We start from the raw sequence: 21,557 nt of genomic DNA on the forward strand, positions 1-21,557 counted from the left end.
GGGCCCGGTCGCGACGGCATCGCGATCGGCCGGCCTCGGGGTGGCCGGGCAGCATGCGGACCGACCCGGTCCAGACGTCAGCGACGCCGGCCGAGCCGCGGGAGTTGCTAGCGCGCGCCGATCGGCGGCGGTCCGCGGCGCGGGGCCCGGACCACGAACTCGGCCAGCCGGCCGGTGACGATCGGGGCCACCGCACGGGGCCCCGCGGTGGCCGTCGACGGCTCGACCGGCAGCACCGCCGTGAGCAGCAGCCGACAGCGTCGGGGGCGCAGCGCCGCCGCCAGCAGGCGGTCGGTGAGCACGACCAGAGCTGCGGCCAGCAGCCCGGCCGCCGCGTGGGCAACCAGCATCAGCCAGCCGGCGGCGTGGGCGCCGTGACCGGCGTGCGGACCGGCCGGCTCATCGCCGGCCCAGACGAAGGCCGGGTGCAGCACCAGTTGGGCCAGGCCGAGCAACGGCACCAACGCCGCGCCGGGTGTGCTGCGGCGATAGAACGGAAACGCGGCGACCGCCGCCACCACGGTGACGACCAGCAGCCGGTCCGGGGCGGGCACCGGTGCACCGGCCGCCCCGTGCGCGACCGCGCCGAGTCCGACCGCGATCATGGCGATCACCCAGGAACGCAGCAGGCGCCCCCGGATCGTGTCCACTCAGGCAGGCTAACCGACCGTTCACCGCGGGCCCGCCGGCCCCGGGAGTGGCCGGGGGTGGCCGGGGATGGGCGTCATCGGGTCGTCTGGGCGGTTGGACAGAACCCGCCGGCGGCGCCCATCCTTCGGGGGCGGCCGGCGCCGGCCGCGCGGCACCACGGAGGACGACATGGACATGCGCACGATCGACCGGCTGGGACGCGAGGTCTCGGAGGTGGGGCTGGGCACGTGGCAACTCGGGGCCGACTGGGGCGAGGTCAGCACCGACGACGCGCTGGCCATCCTGGACGCCGCCTACGACAGCGGTGTCCGGTTCTTCGACACCGCCGACGTCTACGGCGACGGGGTCAGCGAGCAGACCATCGGGACCTTCCTGCGCACCCGCGGCCACACCGACCTGGTGGTGGCGACCAAGATGGGCCGCCGCGCCTCGCCGCACGAGGCCGCGGCGTACACGCTGGACAACTTCCGGGCCTGGACCGACCGGTCCCGGACCAACCTGGGCGTCGAGGTCCTCGACCTGGTTCAGCTGCACTGCCCGCCCACCTCGGTGTATTCCGACGACGAGGTGTTCGGCGCGTTGGACACGCTGGTCGCCGAGGGCCGGATCCGGGCCTACGGGGTGAGTGTGGAGACCCGGGACGAGGCGCTGACCGCGATCGCCCGGCCCGGGGTGGCCAGCGTGCAGATCGTGTTCAACATGCTGCGCCAGGCCCCGCTGGACCGGGTGCTGCCGGCGGCCGCCGCCGCGGGCGTCGGCATCATCGCCCGGGTGCCGCTGGCCAGTGGCCTGCTGTCGGGCAAGTACGACCGCACCACCACCTTCCCGGCCAACGATCACCGCACCTACAACCGCCGGGGCGAGGCCTTCGACGTCGGCGAGACCTTCGCCGGGGTGGACTTCAGCACCGGCCTGGAGGCCGTGCAACGGCTGCTTCCGCTGGTCCCCGCACCGGCCACGATGGCCCAGTTCGCGCTGCGCTGGATCCTGGACCAGCCCGGCGTCAGCTCCGTCATCCCCGGTGCGCGCAACGCCGTGCAGGCCCTGGGCAATGCCGCGGCGGCCGACCTGGCCCCGCTGACCCCGCAGGTGCTGGCCGCGGTGACCGAGGTCTACCAGGAGCTGATCGCCCCCCAGATCGGCGACCGTTGGTAGGAGCCGGGCGGACCTAGCGAGCGTTGCGCTCGAACCGCTCCCACTCCTGGGCCCAGGCCGACCACCGGCGCCGGTCCAGCCGAGCCCGCAGCAGCCACCAGAGACCGACCAGCAGCAGGCCGAACCCGAGCCAGCCGCTGACGGCGATGAGCACGGCCTCCACGGTGGCGTCGACGCCGGTCAGCGGCGGGTCGACCACGGACCCGTCGGGGCCCAGCCAGATGGTGATGTGGTCGCCGGCGTGGGCACCCGGCACCGGGGTCACCGCACCGGTGACGGGCAGCCCGGTCGGGCCGACCCACGTCGCCTGCGCGGTCACCCCGGTCGGGATCGACCGGTAGGCGCTCAACTCGTAGCTGGCGTCCTGCAGCAGGGTGGCCTGCACCGAGGTCAGGCTCCGCGACTGGGACGCGGCCTGAGCCTGCAGGTCGGTCCACTGCGTCGACCCAATCACCGCGAGCAGCGGCACCGCCAGCACCCAGATCACCAGCAGCACCCAGGTCCAGGCGGCCTCGGACCGGTCGACGGGACGGGCCATCGGGTTGCCCCACACCCGCGTTGCGAGCGGTCCGGGCCGGCGGCCGGTCGATGGCTTCATGGACGGCTCCGCGGGGACGGCTCGAACGCGATCAGGAGCTTTCATCATGGGCTCGCCGGCGCCTGCGGGGCAGGGACCAAGGACCCCGATCCGGGTCGCGGACGAATCCGACAACTTGCGCAGCGCGTAATCGGTGATCGACGTAGAGTTACCGCAGCGTTCTGGGGAGGGGGCTGCGGTGTGACGTCTGTCGTCGAGCAGGTGACGAGTCGTCCGGACTGCGAGCGCCGGGCCAAGTGGCTCACCGTGATGGTGCTGGCCGGTACCTTCCTGGCCGTCGTGGCGGCCCTGGATCCCACCACCGTCCGACCCGGCTGGATGGCCGCGTTTGTGGCGTTGATCGGCGGCAGCGCGGTGATCGCCGGGGCCAGCTGGCGGTGGGGGGCGGCCTGGTCGGACCGGGTGGTCATGGCCGTCGTGATCGTGCTGGACGTGCTGGTGCTCAGCTCGATCGTCGCCAATCAGGATCGGGTCAGCGCCCTGCTCAACCTCATCCTGCTGTTGCCGCCGACGTTGTTCGCGGCGGTCTGCCTGCCGGCGCCGTTGCCCCGCTGGCAGGAGGGCTTCGTGGTGGTCGGGGCCGCGGGGGTGGCGGCCACCATCGCGGCCAACCCGGTGCAATGGCTGACCCTGACCGGCCTGCCGGTGATCGCCCTGGTCGGCGCGGCCGAGACCGTGCTGGCCCAACGACGCCATCTGGACGGTGCGCTGGCCTCCTTCGCGCAACTGTCCATGACCGACCCGCTCACCGGACTGCTCAACCGGCGCGGGATGCTCGCCCGCCTGCTCGGCACCACCGGCACCACCAACCGGTACTGCGCGGTGCTGGTGCTGGACATCGACCACTTCAAGACGATCAACGACCTGTACGGCCATGCCGTCGGCGACGACGTGCTGCGCGCCGTCGGTCAGGGGCTGCTCCGGGCGACCCGCAGCGACGACGTCGCCGTGCGGTTGGGCGGCGAGGAGTTCGCCGTGCTCGCGCTGAACACCCCGGCGGAGGCCCGCATCCTGGCCGAACGGCTGCGGGTCAGCGCCATGCAGTGGATGGCGCCCTGGTCGGGAACCATCAGCGTCGGCGGTGTGGTGGTCGAGCTGCTCAATTCCGACGAGCTGACCGCCGAGCTGGTCAACTGCCTGATGGAGGAGGCCGACCGGTACCTCTACCAGGCCAAACATGCCGGGCGGAACCGGGTGGTGCTCGCCGAGCACGCCTCGGCGGTCGAGTAGGGCCGAACGACCGAAGGGTCGGCGACGTTCCGGATCGGGAACGTCGCCGACCCTTCGGTCGGCGCGGCGGCTCGGTCAGCCGGCCAGCGCGGCCGAGACCACCTCGCGGGCCTCCTCTTGCACCTGCTTGAGGTGCTCGGGGCCCTTGAACGACTCGGCGTAGATCTTGTAGACGTCCTCGGTGCCCGACGGACGGGCGGCGAACCAGGCGTTCTCGGTGGTCACCTTGAGCCCGCCGATGGCCGCGCCGTTGCCGGGCGCGGCGACCAGCCGGGCGGTGATCGGCTCCCCGGCCAGGCTGTCGGCCTTGACGTCCTCCGGCGCGAGCTTGGCCAGCTTGGCCTTCTCCGCCTTGCTGGCCGGCGCGTCGACCCGCGCGTAGGCGGGGTTACCGAACTGCTCGGTGAGCTCGGCGTACCGCTGGCTGGGCGACTTGCCGGTGACGGCGATGATCTCCGAGGCCAGCAGGGCCAGCAGGATGCCGTCCTTGTCGGTGGTCCAGACGGTGCCCCGCTTGCGCAGGAACGAGGCCCCGGCGGACTCCTCACCGCCGAAGCCGATCGAGCCGTCGATCAGCCCGGGCACGAACCACTTGAAGCCGACCGGGACCTCGACCAGCTTGCGGCCGAGCTGCCCGACCACCCGGTCGATCATCGAGGAGGACACCAGGGTCTTGCCCACACCCATGTCACCGGCCCATTCCGGGCGATGGCTGTAGAGGTAGTCGATGGCCACGGCCAGGTAGTGGTTGGGGTTCATCAGCCCGGCGTCGGGGGTGACGATGCCGTGCCGGTCGGCGTCCGCATCGTTGCCGGTGGCCACGTCATACCCGCCGCCCTTGGCCTTCTGCACCACCGAGGCCATCACGTTGGGCGAGGAGCAGTCCATCCGGATCTTGCCGTCCCAGTCCAGCGTCATGAACCGCCAGGTCGGGTCGGTCTGCTTGTTCAGCACGGTCAGGTCCAGGCCCAGCCGTTCGCCGATGGCCTCCCAGTAGGCGACCGACGCCCCGCCCAGCGGGTCGGCGCCGATCTTGACCTTGGCGTTGCGGATGGCGTCGATGTCCAGCACGTTCTCCAGGTCACCCACGTAGCCGGAGACGAAGTCGTAGTAGCCGGTGGTGTCGGCGTTCTTGGCGGATTCGTAGCTCATCCGCTTCACGTCCTTGAGCCCGCCGGCCAGGATCTCGTTGGCCCGGGCGGCGATCACCGAGGTGGCGTCGCTGTCGGCCGGGCCGCCGTTGGGCGGGTTGTACTTGAAGCCGCCGTCCCGCGGCGGGTTGTGGCTGGGCGTGACGACGATGCCGTCGGCCAGCTTGCTGGTGCGGCCGCGGTTGGCCTTGAGGATGGCGTGGGACACCGCCGGGGTCGGGGTGAACCCGTCCGCGGAATCCAGCATCACCGTGACGTTGTTGGCGGCCAGCACCTCCAGCGCGGTGGCCTGCGCCGGGAAGGCCAAGGCGTGGGTGTCGGCGCCGATGAACAGCGGCCCGTCGGTGCCCTGCTCGGCCCGGTACTCGCAGATGGCCTGGGTGATGGCCAGGATGTGGTCCCGGTTGAACGCCGTGTCCAGGCTCGACCCGCGGTGACCGGAGGTGCCGAACACCACCCGTTGGTCGGGGTTGGAGACGTCCGGATGCAAGTCTTCATACGCGGCCAGCACCGCGTCGACGTCGATGAGATCGCTGTCCTGAGCCAGTTTGCCCGCGCGTGGATCCATGGGCCTCATTGAACCGGACCCGGTCCCGGTCCGCAGGACGGCCCACGCGAACGGCTTACCAGTCGGCGACGACCGGGACGACCCGTTCGCCCAGGATGCTCAGCTGCCGCAGATCCCAGACCTGGGGGATGCGGGAGTGCACGTGGGCGACACCCTGATCGGCCAGTCCGCGCAGGGTGGCCAGGACCGCATCGACGTGCTCGCCGTCCGGACCGACGTCCAACGCCGCCATCACCGTCTTCTCGATGTCGTCGTAGTCGCGGCCCTCCCGCTCGCAGTGCTCGCGCAGCACCGCCAGCTTGTGCGGCAGCTCCGGCGTGGCGAACAGGTTGCAGGCCTGCGCGTACTTGGCGACCAGCCGCAGCGTCTTGCGTTCGCCGGCCCCGCCGATCAGGATCGGCGGCCGGCGCAGCGGCTGCGGCACGTTCAGGGTGCGCTCGAGGGTGTAGTGCCGGCCGCGGTACGGGCTGTCGTCGGCCGACCACATCTGTAGGCAGATCTGCAGGGCCTCCTCCAGCCGCTCGAACCGTTCGGCGGTCGGCGGGAACGGCAGGCCCAGGCCCCGGGCCTCGGGCTCGTTCCAGGCCGCGCCGATGCCGAGCATGGCGCGGCCGCCGGAGAGCACGTCCACGGTGCTGACCAGCTTGGCCAGCAGCCCGGGCTCGCGGTAGACCACCGCGGTCACCCAGGCCAGCAGCTCGACCTTCGTGGTCCGGGCGGCCAGGAAGCCCAGCGCGGTGTACGCCTCGAGCATGTCGTGGTCCTCGGGGCCGACCACCGAGATCTGCCAGACGTGGTCCATCACGCTGAGCCGGGCGAAGCCGTTGGCCTCGGTGGCCTCGGCGATCCGGGTCAGATCGTCGGCCAGCGTCGCCGGCCCGCCGGGAAAGGTGAAATCGGCGACGTGCACACCCAGCTTCATGAAGCGTCTCCTTCGTCCGGCCCGTCCATGCGCCCTGCTGACCCCAGCGTGCCCGAACCCGGCCGGCGACGCACCGGTCGGCCGGCCCGTCATGGGATCAATCCGGCCGGCCAGGGCCGGCCGGCTGGATCGAACAGGTCGGCCAGCGACTGCAGGGCCGCAGAGACGTCCGGCCGGGCCGCCGGATCGGGGGCGGTCATCGCCGTCAGCGCGGCCAGCAATTCCTCGGCGCCGGGTTCGGTCAGGACCTGCGGCCGGGCGGCGCGGACCGCGGCGGCGCTCACCGTGGTCGCGCTCACCGGGTCGGCGGCCAGGGCCGCCAGCACGGTCGCGGCGACCCCGAACACGTCCATGCCGGCCGCGATGGGGTGACCGGCCTCCAGCTCCGGGGCGGCGAAACCGGCGGTCCCGACGGGGTATCCGGGCGGCTGAGGCCGGCCGAGCGGCCGGGCCGAGCCGAAGTCGATCAGGATCGCCCGGCCGTCCCGCACGATGACGTTCTCGGGTTTGACGTCCAGGTGGGCCAGCCCACGCCGGTGCAGCGCGCGGACGGCGCCGAACAGTTCGACGGCGATCAGGGCGGCCGCGGCGACGTCCACCCGGCCTTCGTCGGCGACTTCGTCCAGGCCCGGACCGTCGATCAATTCGGTGACCAGACAAGGGATCTCGCCGTCCCGGTGGTCGGCGTAGAGCCGCGGCCAGGCCGGGTGCAGGTGCTGGTCGAGGGCGGCCACCTCCCGGCCGAGCGAGCGCAGCGCCCGGGTCAGCTGGTCCGGCCGGGCGAGCTTGACCACGACCGGGCACCACAGCGACCGGGACCAGCCCAGCCAGGTCTCGCACCGGGTGCCCACGGCGAGCCGGTCGATCGCGGCCACCCCGGGCGCCAGGTCGGCGCCCTCGGCGACCAGCCAGATCGGCTGACCGTCCTGCTCGTCGGTACCGGTGACGTGCATGAGATCTCCTGCCTGATGGCGCTTGTCCGGAGGTGGTGCGATCACCGGCGGGCGGCCGGCCCGCGGACGCGGGCCGGCCCCCCGACGGCACCGCGCTCAGCCGCGGGTGCGGGTGCGGGTGCTGGTCCGGCTGCGAGTCCGGCTAAGGCCGCGGTGGTTCACGCCGCCGCGGGCCCAGGTGCTGGTGCTGATCATGGCTGTCACCTCCTCTCCAGGGTCAGGGTCGGGTGCTCGTCCCGGGTCGGGACGAGCGCGGAGTGCGGGTCGCGGATGTCGACCACGCGGTCGGCGATCCGGGCGACCCGCTCGTCATGGGTGACGATCAGGGCGGTGCGGCCGCGCCGGCTGGCCACCACGGCCGCCAGCACGGCGTCGGCCGAGGCCGGGTCGAGGGCCGCGGTCGGCTCGTCCAGTAGCAGCAGCGAGGCACCGGAGACTGCGGCTCGGGCCAGGGCGATGCGGCGCCGCTGACCGCCGGACAGCCGCACCCCGCCCTCGCCCAGCGGGGTGTCCCAGCCCAGCGGGAGCCGGCCGATGAACTCGTCGACGTGGGCCAGCCGGCCGGCGTCGATCACCCCGGCCCGGGTGGCGGTCCGGCTGCCGAAGGCGATGTTCTGCGCCACGGTGCCGTCCAGCAGCCACGGGTCCTGCGGGACGAACGCGATCCGCTCGCGCAGCGAGCGTTGCTGCAGGTGCCGCGCGTCGTGCCCGTCGATCAACACCTGACCGGCGTCCGGGTCGTACAACCGCAGCAGCAGGTTGAGCACGGTGCTCTTGCCGGCCCCGCTCGGCCCGATCAGGCACACCAACTCACCGGCGGCCAGGTCCAGGTCGAAGGCGGTCAGCACGGCGTGGCCGGGCTCGTAGGCGAAGCCCACGTCGCGCAGCTGCACCCGGCGGATCGGGGCCGCCGGGATGGCCCCCGGGCGGTCGGTGACCGCGACATCGGCGTCGAGCACCGCGGCGATCCGCGACGCGCTCGCCGAGGCCTTGGCCAGCACCCCGGACAGCCGGGTCAGCGACCGGACCGGCCCGTACAGCTGGCGCAGGTAGGCGGTGGCCACCAGCAGCGTGCCCACGCTCAGCCCGCCGGCCAGCACCTGCCAGCCGCCGGCCACCAGGACCAGCCCGGTGCCCACGGCCAGCACGGCCTCGCTGAGCGGGATCCAGCGGCTCTCCACCCCAATCGCGCCGATCTCGACGCCGGCGACCGCGTCGTTGCGCCGCCGGAAGGCGGCCGACGCGTGGTCGGCCCGGCCGAACGCCTGCACGGCGCGGACGTTGCGGAGCAGGTCGGTGGCGGTGGCCGTGAGCCGGCCGGACTCGGACCGGGCCCGCTGGTGGGCGGCCCGGACCCGGCGTCGTTGCCGCACCGACAGCACCGCCAGCACGGGCACCACGGTCAGGCCGACCAGCGCCAGGCCGGGGTCCAGCAGCACGAGCAGCAGCAGCGACCCGGCCAGCAGCAGCACGTCGGCCAGGGCGCTGGAGCACAGCGCGACCAGCGCGTCCAGCACGCGGCCGACATCGGTGGTGAGCCGGGAGACCAGCTCGCCGGTCGGCTGGCCGTCATGCCAGCGCAGCGACAGCGCCAGGCAGTGCTCGAACATGCGTTGCCGCAGCAACGCCCCGCTGCGTTCGGCCGCGCCCTGCGCCAGCCGTTCGCCGGCCATGTCGAGCAGCCCGGCACCCAGGCTGACCACGATCAGGGCCAGCCCGCAGCCGGCGACCACCAGCCGCGGGTCGGCGTCGCCGAGCCCGGCCGGCGCCGCCCCCGAGGTCACCGTGTCGACCGCGAGCGCGATCGGCCACGGTTGGGCCAGGGTGAGCCCGATGCGCAGCACCGAGACCCCGGCGGCCAGCCCCAGCGGGGTGGCGGTGGCCCGGGCCGGTGCGGCGAGCACGGAGGCCAGATCGGTGCGGAACATGACGACAACGCTCGCCGCGGCGTGGTCGCAGCGACAAGTGGCTGTTGGTACTACGACCGTCGGCCGATCCGGTGGACCCACCGCCGCCGATACGATCCGCCCATGCCAGCCGCGGCCCGGATCTTGGCGCCGCACACTGCGGCCGGTCGCCCCCGACCCCTGTCGATGGCCCGGCTGCTGGCCCGGTTCGCCGCGTCCGGACTGCTGGTCTCGATCCTGCTGGCCGTGGTGATCGCCGCGCTGTCCCGGCAGGCCGGCACCGATCAGGCCGAACAGTCCGCCCGTCAGGTCGCCTGGTTGACGGCCACCGGCATCGTCGAACCGCAGCTGACCGCAGCCGTGCTGGCCGGCGACCCGGCCGCGTTGGAGTAGTTCAACGCGGTGATCAACGACTCGGTCGTGCAGGGTTCGCTGGTCCGGGTCAAGCTCTGGAACGCCGACGGGAGGATCGTCTACTCCAACGAGAGCCGGCTGATCGGGCAGACGTTCACCCTCGACGAGGAGGAGCGCCAGGCCCTCGAAGGCGGCGGAACCGCTTCGGAGATCAGCGATCTGAGCAAGCCGGAGAACCAGTACGAACGCGACTTCGGCACCCTGCTCGAGGTCTACACCGGCATCACCGGCCCGGACGGGCAGCCGCTGCTGTTCGAGGCGTACTTCCTGTACGACTCGGTGACCGAGGCCGGGCAGGCGCAATGGCGCACCTTCGCCCCGACCGCGCTGGGCGCCCTGCTGGTGCTGGAGCTGGTGCAGGTGCCGTTCGCCTGGTCGCTGGCGCGACGGGTGCAACGCCAGCAGCAGGACGCGGAACGGTTGCTGCGGCAGGCGATCGACGCCTCCGACGACGAACGCCGCCGGATCGCCGCCGACCTGCACGACGGGGTGGTGCAGCAGCTGGCCGGGCTGACCTTCACCCTGGACGCCGCCCGGCTGGGCCCGCCGAACCCGCCCCGGGACCGCGAGCTGCTGGCCGAGGCGGCCGCCCAGCTGCGGCGCACGACCGGCGAGATGCGCTCGCTGCTGGTCGACATCTACCCGCCCAACCTGGCCACCGAGGGCCTGGCCGCCGCGCTGAGCGACCTGGCCGACACCGTCGAGCGCGACGGGGTGCAGGTCGAGCTGGAACTGGCCGACGCCGACGGGCTGCCGCTGCCGGTGTCGTCGGTGCTGTTCCGGGCCGCCCAGGAGATCCTGCGCAACGTGGTCGCGCACAGCCGGTCCCGGCAGGTGAGCGTGCGGCTGAGCCGGCCGGCCGGGCGGGCGATCCTGGCCATCGACGACGACGGGCAGGGGTTCGAGGAGTCCGCACTGCCCGAGCGGCGGCGCGAGGGACATGTCGGCCTGCGCTCCCTGGGCGATCTGGTGCGCGACAGCGGTGGCCGGCTCACCGTGCGGTCCGCGCCCGGGCAGGGCACCCGCGTCGAGGTGGAGGTGCCGGAATGAGCCCGAGTCCGATCCGCGTGCTGGTGGTGGACGACCATGCGATCGTCCGCCGCGGGCTGGCCGACCTGATCGGCACCGCCGACGATCTGGCCGTCGCCGGCACCGCCGCCAGCGGCGAGGAAGCGATCGCCATGGCCGCGGATCTCGGCCCGGACGTGGTGCTGATGGACCTGTCCATGCCGGGGCTCGACGGCACCGCGGCCACCGCGCGCATCCTGGCCGACCACCCGCACGTCATGGTGCTGGTGCTGACCTCATTCAGCGATCAGCGCGCGATCAACGGCGCGCTGGAGGCCGGCGCGCACGGCTACCTGCTCAAGCACAGCGAACCGGAGACCATCCTGGCGGCCATCCGCGAGGTCGCCAGCGGTGGATCCCCGCTGGATCCGAAGGCGGCACGGGTGCTGCTGGACAGCCGGCGGGCGCCGCAGCCGAACCTGCTCACCGCCCGCGAGGAGCAGGTGTTGCGCATGGTCGCCGACGGGCTGGCCAACAAGATGATCGCCCGGCGCCTGGGCATCACCGAACGCACCGTGAAGGCCCACCTGACCAGCGTCTACCAGCGGATCGGGGTGACCGACCGGACGCAGGCGGCGCTGTGGATCCAGCGGCGGGACCGGACCTGACCGCAGGTACTAGTACCAGCGGCCGATGCGCCCGGCGACCCACGCCCGGCACCATGAAGCGGTGGACGGATCGGGACTCGACGAGCGCGGCCGGCCGGTCGTCTTCGAAGTGACCCCGGCCCCGCCGGCGCCCACCCATCGCCTCCGCACGGTCGGCGGCATCGTCGCGGTCGTCCTGGTCGGGGCAGCCGTGCTCGGCGGCACCATCGCCCTGGCCGCCCCCGCCGGCCCGGCTGGCGGCTCGGAGGCCCCGCCCCCGCTCTGGTACATCCCGCCCGCGCCGACCACCCCGACCGCCACGTCGGCGGACCCGACACTTTCGCCCACGACCATCTCGACCAGCAGTGATGATCACGGCGGCGACGACCACCCCGGCGACGACCACAGCGGCGACGATCTCAGCGGCCCGGATCGGACGGCTCCGGCCACGGCCGACCCCGCCCCCACGGCATCGACGGCACCCACCGCGGACGACCACCCGAGCAACGGGGACGATTCGAGCCCCGGCACCGGCGGCCACGGCGCCGACGACGGCGGCAGCGGCTCCGGCTCCGGCTCCGGCGGTGGCCGGGGTGGCTCCGGGTCGGGCTCTTCCGGTTCGGGTTCCGGTTCCGGGCACGGCTCCGACGACTGAACGAAGCAGGTCGGGGGTGTGCCCTCGGTCATATCGGGTCCCGCGGCCCCGTTCCCATATGGGGCTCACACGCGCCGAGCCGGACCGTCTGTCCGGTGAGCACACGCAGACGCCCGATGATGCCGACCCGCCCCGCCCCGGACGGCGCGATCAGCTACGTCGCGGACGAACGAACCGCCGGCCGGCTCAGCCGGGCGTTGCTGCGATATCGGTTCTCCCGTCCGGCGTCCTGGATCAACCTGCTGGTGTTGGTGGGCGTCACGATCGGGGTCGGTTTCGCCGTCGGCGAGCCCTGGATGGGGCCGTACCTGATGGTCATCTTGATACCGGCGGCCTTCATCAGCACCTATGTCTCCGTGGCCCGTCAACTCCGGGGCCCGTTCGGGGCGGCCACCACTCATTGGACGCTGTTCGGCGAGGGCTCGATGACGATCGCCGGACCGCTCGGCGTCACCGAGAGCCCGTACGGCACGTTCGAGCAGGCCTGGACGGGCGGCGGCGCCGTGGTGCTGCGGATTCGCGGATTCCGTGTGGTGCACCTCCTGCCCGCGGAGCTGGTCCCCGCACCGCAGCTGGACCGGCTACTCAGCGGGGTCGACGGGCTCGAGCGGCGCTGATCGGCGCGCCAGCTGCGCCCGCCCCGCGCTGATCCCGGCGACCTGGCAGCGCGCGGCGGCCACAACCGCGGACCGGGCCAGCTGATCGGCGAACGCCCGGTCGGGCCGGTCGGCCAGGTGCCAGGCGAAGGCGCCGTGGAACACGTCACCGGCGCCCAGGGTGTCCCGGACGAGAACCGGCGGTACCGGCACGGCGTCCTGCTCGGCGCTCACGCCGGGCGCGCGCCGCTCCCCCGGCTCGACCGACCACCACAGGATCGGCTCCGGCCCGCGGGTGATCGCCACCCGGCGCACCCCACGGTTCAGCAGCGAGGTCGGCGGGGCGCCGTCGGGCAGCGCGAAATCGCCTGAGCAGATGGCGGTGTCGACCAGCGGCAGGAGCTCGTCGAGCACCGGCTTCCAGCTGCCCGCGTCCAGCACGACGGGGACTGCCCGTGTCCGGGCGGCCCGGGCGGCGGCCATCGCCAGGGCCGGGTGGTGCCCGTCGAGCAGCAGCACCGCAGCGTCGTCGAGCACGGCCGGCAGCCAGCCGGGCGCGGCCACGGTGCGGGCGGCCGCGTTCACCGACACCACCGACCGGTCGCCGGAGCCGTCCAGCACCCGGATGCTGCTGACCGCCGGGGCGCCGGCGTGTTCCGGCTCGACCGGGCGCACCCGCACGCCGTAGCCGCTCAGGTCGTCGCCGGCCAACACACCCAGCGGGTGCCGGCCCAGATCGGTCACCAGGGTGGCCTGGCCACCGAGCAGCGCGAACGTGACGGCGGCGTTCGCGGCGGGACCACCGGCGACGATCTCCTGCCCCAATGCGGTCGCCTTCTGGTTCGCGCCGACCGGTTCGGCGATGCGGTGGATGAGGTCGACGGTGGTCAGGCCGACGAAGACGCCCCGCTTCCGTGTCACCCTGGAGGCATGTGCCGCAACATTCGAACCCTGCACAACTTCGATCCTCCGGCCACCAACGACGAGGTGCACGCCGCCGCGCTGCAGTACGTGCGCAAGGTGAGCGGGTCCACCCGGCCGTCGGCGGCCAATCAGGCCGTGTTCGACCGCGCCGTCGAGGAGATCGCCCACATCACCCGGCATCTGCTGGAGGACCTGGTGACCTCCGCGCCGCCCAAGGACCGGGAGACCGAGGCGGCCAAGGCCCGGGCCCGGGCCCGGGCCGAGGTGCGGTACGGCCGCACCGGCTGACCTCCGCCGCGGCCCGCAGCACCTCCGCGTCGCGCAACCCCGCTCCCCGTCGGGCAACCCCACTCCGCGCCGGGCAACCCCACTCCACGTTGGGGTTCTCCACACCTTGTCGATGCGGAGTAGGGAACCCCGTCGTGGAGTAGCGCCGCCCTACGTGGAGTCGAGTGCACCCACCCGGCCCGCGCCCGAGCCGAGGTGCGGTACGGCCGCACCGGCTGACCTCCGGAGCAGCCCGCAGCACCTCCGCGTCGCGCAACCCCACGGCGCGTCGCGCAACAGCACTCCATGTCGGGCAACCCCACTCCACGTTGGGGTTCTCCACTCCTTGTCGATGCGGAGGAGAGAACCCCGTCGTGGAGTAACGCCGCCCTACGTGGAGTCGAGCTGGCGATCTCGGCGTCGAGCCGTCCGCCCCCACGACCCGTCGCCGAGCTGAGGCACCTCAGAGCGAGTCTGAGGTGCCGTCTGAGGCGGCCGGTCGGCCAAGCGTGCCCGTCCGACCGATCCGGGACCCACCCCCTTACCGACACCGTGGAACCTGCCGGCGCCAGAGGGCCCGGCGGGACGAATCGGAAGGGACATGCCCATGACTGCACCCTGGGGGCCGGCTCTGGACGCCGAGATCGCCTACCGCCACGATCAGGTTCGGACCCAGTTCGGCGTTCGTCGCCAGGCCTGGTTCCGCTCGCCGGTACGTTCCGGGCCGCAGCGGCACCGGGGAGGAAAAGCCCGCCAATCCGAGCCTTCCTTCCCCCCGGCGAACGGCCGGTCGGGCACCGTCCGGTCGGCTCCGCCAGGGCGGCGTAAGGATCAGGGCCGGTGTCGGACCCGGCTGCCACTATTGACCTCGTGGCACTGACGGTCGACCTCCCGTTCGTCGGTCGCGCCGACCAGGTGGACCGGTTCCGCGCCGCGCTGGGCCGAGCCCGGGAGGGCGAGCCGAGCGTCCTGCTGGTCTCCGGTGACGCCGGCGTCGGCAAGACGCGGGCGCTGACCCGGATGGCCGAGATCGCCCGCGCCGAGGGGGCGTGGGTCGTCGTCAGCCACTGCGTGGATCTCGGCGAGGTCGGGCTGCCCTACCTGCCGTTCACCGAGACCCTGCAGCAGTTGCGCGGGCGCTGCGACGAGGTGGACCAGGCCATCGCCGCCCGGCCCGCCCTGGGCCGGCTGCTCGACGTCGGGCTGGCCGAGCCGGCCGCCGGCGGGGCCGACCAGGCCGCCCGCGGGCAACTGTTCGACGGCATCGCGTCGGCGATCGGGGCCGGCGGCCGGCCGGACCGGCCACTGGTGTTGATCATCGAGGACCTGCATTGGGCCGACCCGTCCAGCCGGGACGTGCTGCGGTTCCTCATCGCTCGGTTGCGCACCGAACCCCTGGTGGTGGTGGCCTCCTACCGCACCGACGACCTGCACCGGCGCCATCCGCTGCGCCCCACCCTGTCCGAACTGCTGCGGCATCCGCGGGTCGATCATGTCGAGCTGTCCCCGTTCACCCGGGACGAGCTGGCCCAGTTCGGTGCCGCGATCACCGGCCATCCGCTGCCCGACCAGGTGCTGCAGCGGGTGCTGCGCCGCTCCGAGGGCAACGCCTATTTCGCGCAGGAGCTGCTGGAGTCCGGACCCGACACCGCCGCCCTGCCCGGCTCGTTGGCCGACGTCCTGCACGCCCGATTGGAACGGCTGGACCCGGCGGTGCAGGCGCTGGCCGGCATCGCCTCGGTCGCCGGTCGCCGGGTCTCCGGGGAACTGCTCACGGCGGTGGCCGGTGGACGCCCGGATTTCGCCGACCCGGGCACGGTCGACGCGGCCCTGCGCGAGGCGATCGCGCACCACGTGCTGGCCACCGAGGACGCCCGCTGGATCGTGTTCCGGCACGCCCTGCTGGCCGAGGCCGTCTACGGCGACCTGCTGCCCGGCGAGGTCACCGGCCTGCACCGGGCCTACCAGCAGCAGATCGCCGCGAATCCGTCCCTCGGGTCGCCGGCCGAGCTGGCCTATCACGCGCTTCGGGCCCACGAGCTGCCGGTGGCGCTGACCGCATCGTCCGCGGCGGCCCAGGAGGCGGTGGACGTCCTCGCCCCGGCCGAGGCGTTGCGGCACCTGGAGACCGTCATCTCGCTCTGGGACGCCGTGCCGGACGCCGCGCAACGGCTCGGGCGGGACCTGGTCGACGTGCAGATGGCGGCGGCCGCCGCGGCCAGCCGGGCGGGCCGGCCGGCTCGCGCCGCCGCGCTGGCGGTCAGCGCCCTGGACCGCAGCGACGAGGCGCGCTCCGCTCGGCTCACCCCCGACGCGGCCTACTACCTGATCGATGATCAACGGGAGCGGGAGGCGCTCGACCGCGCGGCCCGGGCCCTGCGGGTGCTGGACGCCGAGGGCCCGTCGGCGGACCGGGCCCGGCTGCTGGCCGCCCAGGCCCGGTCGGCGCTGAACTGCGATCATGACGACGAGGCCCAGGCGATCGCCGAACGGGCGGTGGCCGAGGCCCGGGCGTTCAGCGTGCCGGCGGCCGAGGCCGACGCGTTGACCACGCTGGGCGTGCTGGCCGTGAACGAGGCCGACCTGGCCGGCGACCTGTTCGGCCGGTCCCTGGAGTTGGCCCGCTCGGTCGGCGACCTCACCGCCGAGCTGCGCGCCACCCACAATCTGACCGCGAACCGTTACTACGCCGGCGATCTGACCGCCGCGGCCCAGATCTGCGCGGCCGGGATCGACCGGGCGCGCTCGACCGGCGTGCTCTGGATGGGCTACGGCGTCGGGCTCCTGCTGTACCGGGAACTGATCCGGTACCTGAGCGGGGATCTGCGCCGGCCCGAGCCGAGCATGGACATGGTGCCCGAATCGGTGCGCACCATCCTGTCCACCATCGAGTTGTACGCGGCGGTGGCGCGCGGCGACGAGGACGCGTTGGACCGGGGCCGGGCAGTGGAGATCGACTGGTCGCGCGACCCGATGATGGCCCTGACCTCCGGCGGTTGCACCATCGACGCGCTGACCTGGGCGGGCGAGCATCAGGCCGCCGTCGACCTGACCTTCCGGCTCACCGATTTCATGAGCCGGGCCTGGAACGACTACTTCCTGGGCGGCATCTGGCTGTCCGCGCTGGGCCTGGCCGCCCTGGCCGACCGGGCGACCCAGACCCGATTGACCGGCGGTGATCTGGCCGGCGACCTGGCCACCGGCGCCCAGCTCCTGGAGCGGATGGAGCAGACCGCCCGACGGGGACGGCCCCGTGGCGGCCAGCTGGGCCCCGAGGGTCGGGGGTGGGTGGCCCGGGCCCGCGCCGAGTACAGCCGGCTGATCGGCGAGCCCGACCCGGACCTCTGGCGGGCCGCGGTCACCGAGTTCGCCTATGGCTACCGGTACGAGGAGGCGCGATCGCGGTGGCGGCTGGCCGAGGCGCTGGCCGCCCGCGGCGACCGATCGGGCGCGACCGTCGAGGCGAGCACCGCGCTGCGCGCGGCGCAGGACATGGGGGCCCGGCCGTTGGCGGCGGCGCTGATCGACCTGGGCCGGCGGGCCCGGCTCGACCTGCCCGGGTCCACGTCCTCCGGCGGGGTGTTGACCGGCCGCGAGGAGGAGGTGCTGCGGTTGGTCGCCGCCGGTCTGACCAATCGGCAGATCGGCGAGCGCCTTTACATCAGCGGCAAGACGGTGAGCGTGCACATCTCCAACGTGCTCGGCAAGCTCGGGGTCGGCGGGCGCGCCGAGGCCGTCGCGGTGGCGCACCGGCGCGGATTGCTGCCCGATCCGCCACCTGCCGGCTGAACGCGACGTCCCGCCCGTGACCTCCCGGCAGCCGGCGGCGACCGGGGTGAGGATGAGTCGTGGCCGATGACCCGCTTGACTCCGCGATCGACGAGCTGTACGGGGCCGACCCCGATGCGTTCATGGCCCGGCGCACCGAACTGGTCGCGCAGGCCAAGGCGGCCGGCGCCGCCGCGGCCGCCAAACAGATCGGCGCGTTGCGTAAACCGACCAGGTCCGCCTACGCCCTCAACCGCCTCGCCCGTACCGACCCGGACGCCATCGACCGGCTGCGCGAGCTCGGCGAGCAGTGGCGGTCGGCGGAGAAGTCGGTCGACGCCAACCAGATCCGGGCGCTGACCAAATCCCGCCGGCGGCTGCTCGACGAGCTCACCAGGGCCGCGTTCGCCGCGGTCCAGGAGCGCGATCCCGGAGCCGCGGTCCGCGAGGAGGTGGTCTCCACCCTGACGGCCGCCTTGTCCGACGAGGCGGTGGCGCAGGAGATCCAGCGTGGCGCGCTGGTCAAACCGGCTCGGTGGGAGGGGTTCTCGATCGGCGGGCCCGAGCTGACCCTGGTCGCCGGGTCCGGTACCGGATCCGACACCGACACGCAGCGTCCGGCCCGGTCACGACCCTCCCCCCGATCGACCGCAGGATCCACCGCTGGCTCGCGGCTCTCGCCGGCCGAACGCCGCGAGGCCCGGCAGGCGCAGGAACGCGCCGAGGCGCAGCAGCGAGCGCAGGCCGAGCAGGAGGCGGCGGCCGCCCGCGAGGCCGCGCTGGCCGACGCCCGGCAGACCGTCGACGAGGCGGAGGAGGAGCTGATCCTGGCCACCGACGACGAGCAGGCCAAGGTCGACCGGGTGCACGAGCTGGAGCAGGAACTCTCCGACGCCCGGCGCGCGGTGGACGAGGCCCGCCGGCAGGTGCGGCGGGCCGAGATCGCCCAGCGGCGGGCCCACGATGCGCTGCAACGGTTGGAACGGGCCCGGACCTGAAGCGCGGCGGATGCGCTCACCCGTCAATCAGCAGGGCGCGACATCCACACAGACAGCTTCTCGACCTCGTGAGGTGGATCTCGGCCGACGCGAGACCTGGTGGGCGTGCAGCACCAGCGGGATGGCCCGGCCGATCAGCGGTAGCGGTCCGGTTCGAGGCGATTGATCTTGACCAGCAAGCCGTCCGGGGTGGCGACCTGCAACTGCTGACCGAACCCGGTGTCGTTGGCCGGCGCGACGATGGTGACACCGGCAGCGGCCAGACGGGTTTGCACGGCCGCCAGGTCGTCAGCGGTGTCGAAGTTCAGCTCGACCGTCCCCTCGTTCTGCTCCGGGTTCGGCGGGTGGGCGAGCAGACCCAGTTGGCTGTCGCCGATGCGCAGCATCACGAAGTCGCCGTCCCGGCTGCCATGCAGCACGGTGGCGCCCAGCGCCTCGTAGAACGCGACCGCCGGTTCCATCTGCTGGACATGCACCATCGGCTGCAGGTGCAGGCCCGGCGCGGGTGAGTCGGTCATCGTGGGCTCCGATCGAGAAGGCAGGCCGGTGAGCGGCCGGATGACGACCAGGTTCCCGGAAGCGGCCCGAGTCACCACGAACTAGGTTCTTGGATCATGGGGCGGGTGCGGCGGCGCACGATGAAGTCCGTCGGTATCTGCCCCAACAAACCCGGTCCGATCGGCCAGGTCAGCTGATGACGCCCGCCAGCCCATCCGACCGCCGCCCCACCCCGGTCAACCGGGCGGGAACCCGACGCTCACGGCAGCCGCAGCCGCCCGGCCCCGACAACGTTGGCCGGACCACCGATCCGCTCGACACACGTGTCCAGCAGGATGCGACGAATGGCGGCCGGGTCGTCGGGGGCGCCGGTCCGGCGGGCCGACTCGATGAGCAGGGCGCAGGCCCCGGCGACTACAGGGGCGGCGACCGAGGTGCCGCTCTTCATCCCGAACGGCGGCGGGGCCACCGCCGATCCGCCGGGACTGGCCGGCGGGAGCGGCACGGTGGACCGGACGTCCACCCCGGGGGCGACCAGATCCGGCTTGCCCGAGTCGTAGGCGGTCGGCCCGTTGCTGGAGAAGCGGGCCGGCGCATGCGTGGCCTTGTGCGTGGCGCCGACCGTGAGGGCGCCGCGGGCCTGGCCGGGGCAGCTCAGCTCGGTGTCGTAGACCAGTCCCTGCCCGGCCGAGCGCACCCCTTCGCAGCGCTGATGCTCGTTGCCGGCGGCCACCACCACCAGCGCGCCTTCCAGCACCGCGTTGTCCACCGCCGTGCACAGCGGGCAGGCGCCGTCCACGCAGGTCCAGCCGTGACCGCCGGGCACGCTGATCGGGAGGTGGTTGAACCCCAGGCTGATGGACAGGATGTCGGCCGCGCGGTCCAGGGCCCGGTCCACACCGGCGGTGATGTCGGTGTGCCGGCCGGTTCCGTTGGCCCGCAGCACCTTCACGTCGATCAGGTCCACACCGGGGGCGATGCCGGGCGCCCGCGGGTCGGTCGAGGCGATGATGCCGGCGCAGTGCGTGCCGTGGTGGCCGGGGATGTCGACGGATTCGTCGCAGGTCTGGATGCTGTGCGCGACGGTCAGCGCCGGATGCCGCCGGTCGATGCCGGTGTCGAGCACCGCGACGCTCACCCCGGCGCCGGTCAGCCCACCGCCCGCACGGCGGAAGGCGGGGGCGCCGACCAGCTCGTGCACCTCGTGCATCAGCACCACCGGCAGCACCGGATCGAGATCGGCGAACAGGATGGCGATCTGCGGATCGTCGATGACGGCGGCCAGTTGCTCGGTGGTCAGCGAGGCGGCCAGTGCGTTGCCGGCGTACAGCTCGCGCACGTCGCCCACGCCGATCCGGTCCCGGAGCAGGTCGGTCTGCCGGCCGAGCCGGTCTCCGACCCGATCCTTGAAGTGCCCCCACGACTCGTCGGCCCCCGGCGAGAGTGCGTCGATCTGCAGCACGACCGGCAACTCCGGGTCGGCTCCGGGGCCGGCCTCGTCCAATGCCGCGAGCATCATCGACCCCAACGACTCGATCATCGGCTCACCCCCCTTGTCCTAGCTCCGGGTCCATGGTGGCCGGGTGGTCTGACACAACGGGTCGCGGCCCCGGATCAACGGGTCACAATCCATTCCGACAGAACGCCCGGCTGCGTACCATTGCCTCATGCGCACCTCGACCGCACACCGCCGCGTCGCCGGCCGGACGCCGGTCAGCGTGCAATGGCGCGGACGCCCGGACACCGGCGTCAGCCGGGCCCGTCGGGCCGAGGCGCTGGCCGGACATCTGCGGGCCGCGCTGGACGCCGAGCCGTCCGTCGACGTGTGGTGGGACACCCTGTCGCTGTCCGCCCAGACCGTCGAGGCGCTCGTCGACACCGCCGAGTTCGACCGGGTAGTGGCCGACCTGCACTCGCAAGGGTTGCGCGTCGACGAGGTCGTCGACCGGCAGGTCGTCTGAATCACCCGTCCGGCCGGGTTCGCTGAACTTGAAGCCTCCGTTCCATCCCTTCGAGGTAGCCGAGGCCTGCGGTGTGTTCTGTCCCGCGTTGGTGTTGGCCGAGCCAGCCGTGGTCGTAGCTGGATTGGTTAGTGTTCACGATGGCGTCGAAGTCGACGGCGCCTGCGGTGGTCAGGGGTTGGCCGTAGGGGTCGTAGGGCGACCACCGAGCCTGTTTGATGGTCTGGGCAACGTCTGCGGGACCAAACACCTCAGCCAGGACTGGCCGCTCCAGTGCCGGGCGGCGATCGTTGTGTGATGAGCCTCAAGCCTTCCCGATCGTCGGCCAAGATCGACGCCGCCCGCGCCACCGTCGGACCGGCGCGAGCTGGCATCACGCAGGGCTCGGCATTGACCTACCTCGGGGGTGGGCTGGTCATTGGCGGCACCGTGGAAACCCTTCCCCCCGAATACACCAGGACGATTGACGATCTTCTCGTTCAGATTGGCGAGGAGTGTTGGCAGCGGTGGTGGGCGACGGCCGGTCAACCAGCATGCTCGGTGTATTCGTGGATCGGTGGTCCTCGGACGCTCGTCCGCGTACGACGAAGCGCCTCAAGCGTCTACGCCGCCTGTGAGCGTGCGATTGCCACCGACGATCCGCGTCGATTCTCAGACCCTGGTGCACCAGCCGCCCAGGCAGATGC

The 21,557-nt window shown here is 73.0% G+C and carries 20 protein-coding genes; 11 read left to right on the plus strand and 9 right to left on the minus strand.

The window, feature by feature from the left end; all coding sequences use genetic code 11:
* Window positions 1-107: 107 nt before the first annotated feature.
* The gene (locus tag NAMU_RS27880) at window positions 108-650 is read right to left on the minus strand and encodes a hypothetical protein (RefSeq protein ID WP_015750089.1); all 543 of its coding nucleotides are present in this window, start codon (window positions 648-650) and stop codon (window positions 108-110) included.
* Window positions 651-819: 169 nt separating this feature from the next.
* On the opposite strand from NAMU_RS27880, the gene NAMU_RS24830 reads away from it, so the two are divergent.
* On the plus strand, window positions 820-1,806 hold the full coding sequence (locus NAMU_RS24830) for an aldo/keto reductase (protein WP_015750090.1): 987 nt from the start codon (window positions 820-822) through the stop codon (window positions 1,804-1,806).
* A gap of 13 nt (window positions 1,807-1,819) precedes the next feature.
* On the opposite strand, the gene NAMU_RS24835 is transcribed toward NAMU_RS24830, so the two are convergent.
* Window positions 1,820-2,404 carry an Rv1733c family protein gene (locus tag NAMU_RS24835; protein ID WP_015750091.1) on the minus strand — a complete coding sequence of 195 codons (585 nt, stop codon included), beginning with the start codon at window positions 2,402-2,404 and terminating at the stop codon, window positions 1,820-1,822.
* A gap of 180 nt (window positions 2,405-2,584) precedes the next feature.
* Between NAMU_RS24835 and NAMU_RS27885 the strand changes: the two genes are divergently transcribed.
* Window positions 2,585-3,634, plus strand: a complete 1,050-nt coding sequence (locus NAMU_RS27885) for a GGDEF domain-containing protein (RefSeq protein WP_015750092.1) — start codon at window positions 2,585-2,587, stop codon at window positions 3,632-3,634.
* Window positions 3,635-3,709: 75 nt separating this feature from the next.
* Here NAMU_RS27885 and pgm read toward each other — a convergent pair whose 3' ends face one another.
* The 4 genes from pgm to NAMU_RS24860 all read right to left on the minus strand — a co-directional run bounded on the left by pgm (window position 3,710) and on the right by NAMU_RS24860 (window position 9,156).
* Entirely contained in the window at window positions 3,710-5,362 is a 1,653-nt protein-coding gene (pgm, locus tag NAMU_RS24845; protein ID WP_015750093.1) for a phosphoglucomutase (alpha-D-glucose-1,6-bisphosphate-dependent), read from the minus strand.
* 46 nt (window positions 5,363-5,408) lie between these two features.
* Window positions 5,409-6,275: an LLM class F420-dependent oxidoreductase gene (locus NAMU_RS24850; protein WP_015750094.1), complete on the minus strand. Its 867-nt coding sequence runs from the start codon at window positions 6,273-6,275 to the stop codon at window positions 5,409-5,411.
* Between the two features lie 89 nt (window positions 6,276-6,364).
* Window positions 6,365-7,228, minus strand: coding sequence for a protein kinase domain-containing protein (locus tag NAMU_RS24855; RefSeq protein ID WP_015750095.1), 864 nt, complete (start codon window positions 7,226-7,228; stop codon window positions 6,365-6,367).
* Between the two features lie 200 nt (window positions 7,229-7,428).
* Entirely contained in the window at window positions 7,429-9,156 is a 1,728-nt protein-coding gene (locus NAMU_RS24860; protein ID WP_015750097.1) for an ABC transporter ATP-binding protein, read from the minus strand.
* A gap of 102 nt (window positions 9,157-9,258) precedes the next feature.
* Here NAMU_RS24860 and NAMU_RS24865 point away from each other — a divergent pair, with 102 nt between their 5' ends.
* The 5 genes from NAMU_RS24865 to NAMU_RS24885 all read left to right on the plus strand — a co-directional run bounded on the left by NAMU_RS24865 (window position 9,259) and on the right by NAMU_RS24885 (window position 12,476).
* Window positions 9,259-9,528 (plus strand): hypothetical protein, encoded by a 270-nt coding sequence (locus tag NAMU_RS24865; RefSeq protein WP_041369422.1) that lies wholly within the window; start codon window positions 9,259-9,261, stop codon window positions 9,526-9,528.
* 9 nt (window positions 9,529-9,537) lie between these two features.
* Window positions 9,538-10,599, plus strand: a complete 1,062-nt coding sequence (locus tag NAMU_RS24870) for a sensor histidine kinase (protein WP_041369424.1) — start codon at window positions 9,538-9,540, stop codon at window positions 10,597-10,599.
* Window positions 10,596-11,225: a response regulator gene (locus NAMU_RS24875; protein ID WP_015750098.1), complete on the plus strand. Its 630-nt coding sequence runs from the start codon at window positions 10,596-10,598 to the stop codon at window positions 11,223-11,225. Before NAMU_RS24870 ends, NAMU_RS24875 begins: the two co-directional genes overlap by 4 nt.
* A gap of 61 nt (window positions 11,226-11,286) precedes the next feature.
* Entirely contained in the window at window positions 11,287-11,859 is a 573-nt protein-coding gene (locus NAMU_RS30175; RefSeq protein ID WP_169312551.1) for a hypothetical protein, read from the plus strand.
* Between the two features lie 95 nt (window positions 11,860-11,954).
* Window positions 11,955-12,476: a hypothetical protein gene (locus NAMU_RS24885; protein ID WP_138180467.1), complete on the plus strand. Its 522-nt coding sequence runs from the start codon at window positions 11,955-11,957 to the stop codon at window positions 12,474-12,476.
* On the opposite strand, the gene NAMU_RS24890 is transcribed toward NAMU_RS24885, so the two are convergent.
* The gene (locus tag NAMU_RS24890; RefSeq protein WP_015750101.1) at window positions 12,441-13,376 is read right to left on the minus strand and encodes a PfkB family carbohydrate kinase; all 936 of its coding nucleotides are present in this window, start codon (window positions 13,374-13,376) and stop codon (window positions 12,441-12,443) included. The genes NAMU_RS24885 and NAMU_RS24890 overlap by 36 nt on opposite strands.
* 9 nt (window positions 13,377-13,385) lie before the next feature.
* Between NAMU_RS24890 and NAMU_RS24895 the strand changes: the two genes are divergently transcribed.
* From NAMU_RS24895 to NAMU_RS27890, 3 genes are all read left to right on the plus strand, one after another.
* Window positions 13,386-13,667, plus strand: a complete 282-nt coding sequence (locus NAMU_RS24895) for a DUF2277 domain-containing protein (RefSeq protein ID WP_015750102.1) — start codon at window positions 13,386-13,388, stop codon at window positions 13,665-13,667.
* Between the two features lie 849 nt (window positions 13,668-14,516).
* A complete protein-coding gene (locus NAMU_RS31565) occupies window positions 14,517-17,435 on the plus strand; it encodes a helix-turn-helix transcriptional regulator (RefSeq protein ID WP_041369427.1) in 2,919 nt (972 codons plus the stop codon).
* A 59-nt stretch (window positions 17,436-17,494) separates the two neighbouring features.
* The gene (locus NAMU_RS27890) at window positions 17,495-18,412 is read left to right on the plus strand and encodes a hypothetical protein (protein WP_015750104.1); all 918 of its coding nucleotides are present in this window, start codon (window positions 17,495-17,497) and stop codon (window positions 18,410-18,412) included.
* A gap of 134 nt (window positions 18,413-18,546) precedes the next feature.
* Here the strand turns inward: NAMU_RS27890 and NAMU_RS24910 are convergent, their stop codons facing one another.
* Window positions 18,547-18,930: a VOC family protein gene (locus tag NAMU_RS24910; RefSeq protein WP_015750105.1), complete on the minus strand. Its 384-nt coding sequence runs from the start codon at window positions 18,928-18,930 to the stop codon at window positions 18,547-18,549.
* Between the two features lie 239 nt (window positions 18,931-19,169).
* The gene (locus tag NAMU_RS24915) at window positions 19,170-20,450 is read right to left on the minus strand and encodes a S8 family serine peptidase (RefSeq protein ID WP_015750106.1); all 1,281 of its coding nucleotides are present in this window, start codon (window positions 20,448-20,450) and stop codon (window positions 19,170-19,172) included.
* A gap of 127 nt (window positions 20,451-20,577) precedes the next feature.
* Between NAMU_RS24915 and NAMU_RS24920 the strand changes: the two genes are divergently transcribed.
* Entirely contained in the window at window positions 20,578-20,871 is a 294-nt protein-coding gene (locus NAMU_RS24920; protein WP_015750107.1) for a hypothetical protein, read from the plus strand.
* The last annotated feature ends 686 nt before the right edge of the window (window positions 20,872-21,557 follow it).

Source organism: Nakamurella multipartita DSM 44233, from assembly GCF_000024365.1.
Classification (GTDB): domain Bacteria; phylum Actinomycetota; class Actinomycetes; order Mycobacteriales; family Nakamurellaceae; genus Nakamurella; species Nakamurella multipartita.

Coding starts and splice junctions, on each gene's coding strand:
- NAMU_RS24915 (WP_015750106.1), bottom strand. CDS start 20,450: ATGATCGAGTCGTTGGGGTCGATGATGCTCGCGGCATTGGACGAGGCC.
- NAMU_RS24865 (WP_041369422.1), top strand. CDS start 9,259: ATGCCAGCCGCGGCCCGGATCTTGGCGCCGCACACTGCGGCCGGTCGC.
- NAMU_RS24920 (WP_015750107.1), top strand. CDS start 20,578: ATGCGCACCTCGACCGCACACCGCCGCGTCGCCGGCCGGACGCCGGTC.
- NAMU_RS24875 (WP_015750098.1), top strand. CDS start 10,596: ATGAGCCCGAGTCCGATCCGCGTGCTGGTGGTGGACGACCATGCGATC.
- pgm (WP_015750093.1), bottom strand. CDS start 5,362: ATGAGGCCCATGGATCCACGCGCGGGCAAACTGGCTCAGGACAGCGAT.
- NAMU_RS24895 (WP_015750102.1), top strand. CDS start 13,386: ATGTGCCGCAACATTCGAACCCTGCACAACTTCGATCCTCCGGCCACC.
- NAMU_RS24830 (WP_015750090.1), top strand. CDS start 820: ATGGACATGCGCACGATCGACCGGCTGGGACGCGAGGTCTCGGAGGTG.
- NAMU_RS24855 (WP_015750095.1), bottom strand. CDS start 7,228: ATGCACGTCACCGGTACCGACGAGCAGGACGGTCAGCCGATCTGGCTG.
- NAMU_RS24910 (WP_015750105.1), bottom strand. CDS start 18,930: ATGACCGACTCACCCGCGCCGGGCCTGCACCTGCAGCCGATGGTGCAT.
- NAMU_RS24860 (WP_015750097.1), bottom strand. CDS start 9,156: ATGTTCCGCACCGATCTGGCCTCCGTGCTCGCCGCACCGGCCCGGGCC.
- NAMU_RS24835 (WP_015750091.1), bottom strand. CDS start 2,404: ATGAAGCCATCGACCGGCCGCCGGCCCGGACCGCTCGCAACGCGGGTG.
- NAMU_RS24850 (WP_015750094.1), bottom strand. CDS start 6,275: ATGAAGCTGGGTGTGCACGTCGCCGATTTCACCTTTCCCGGCGGGCCG.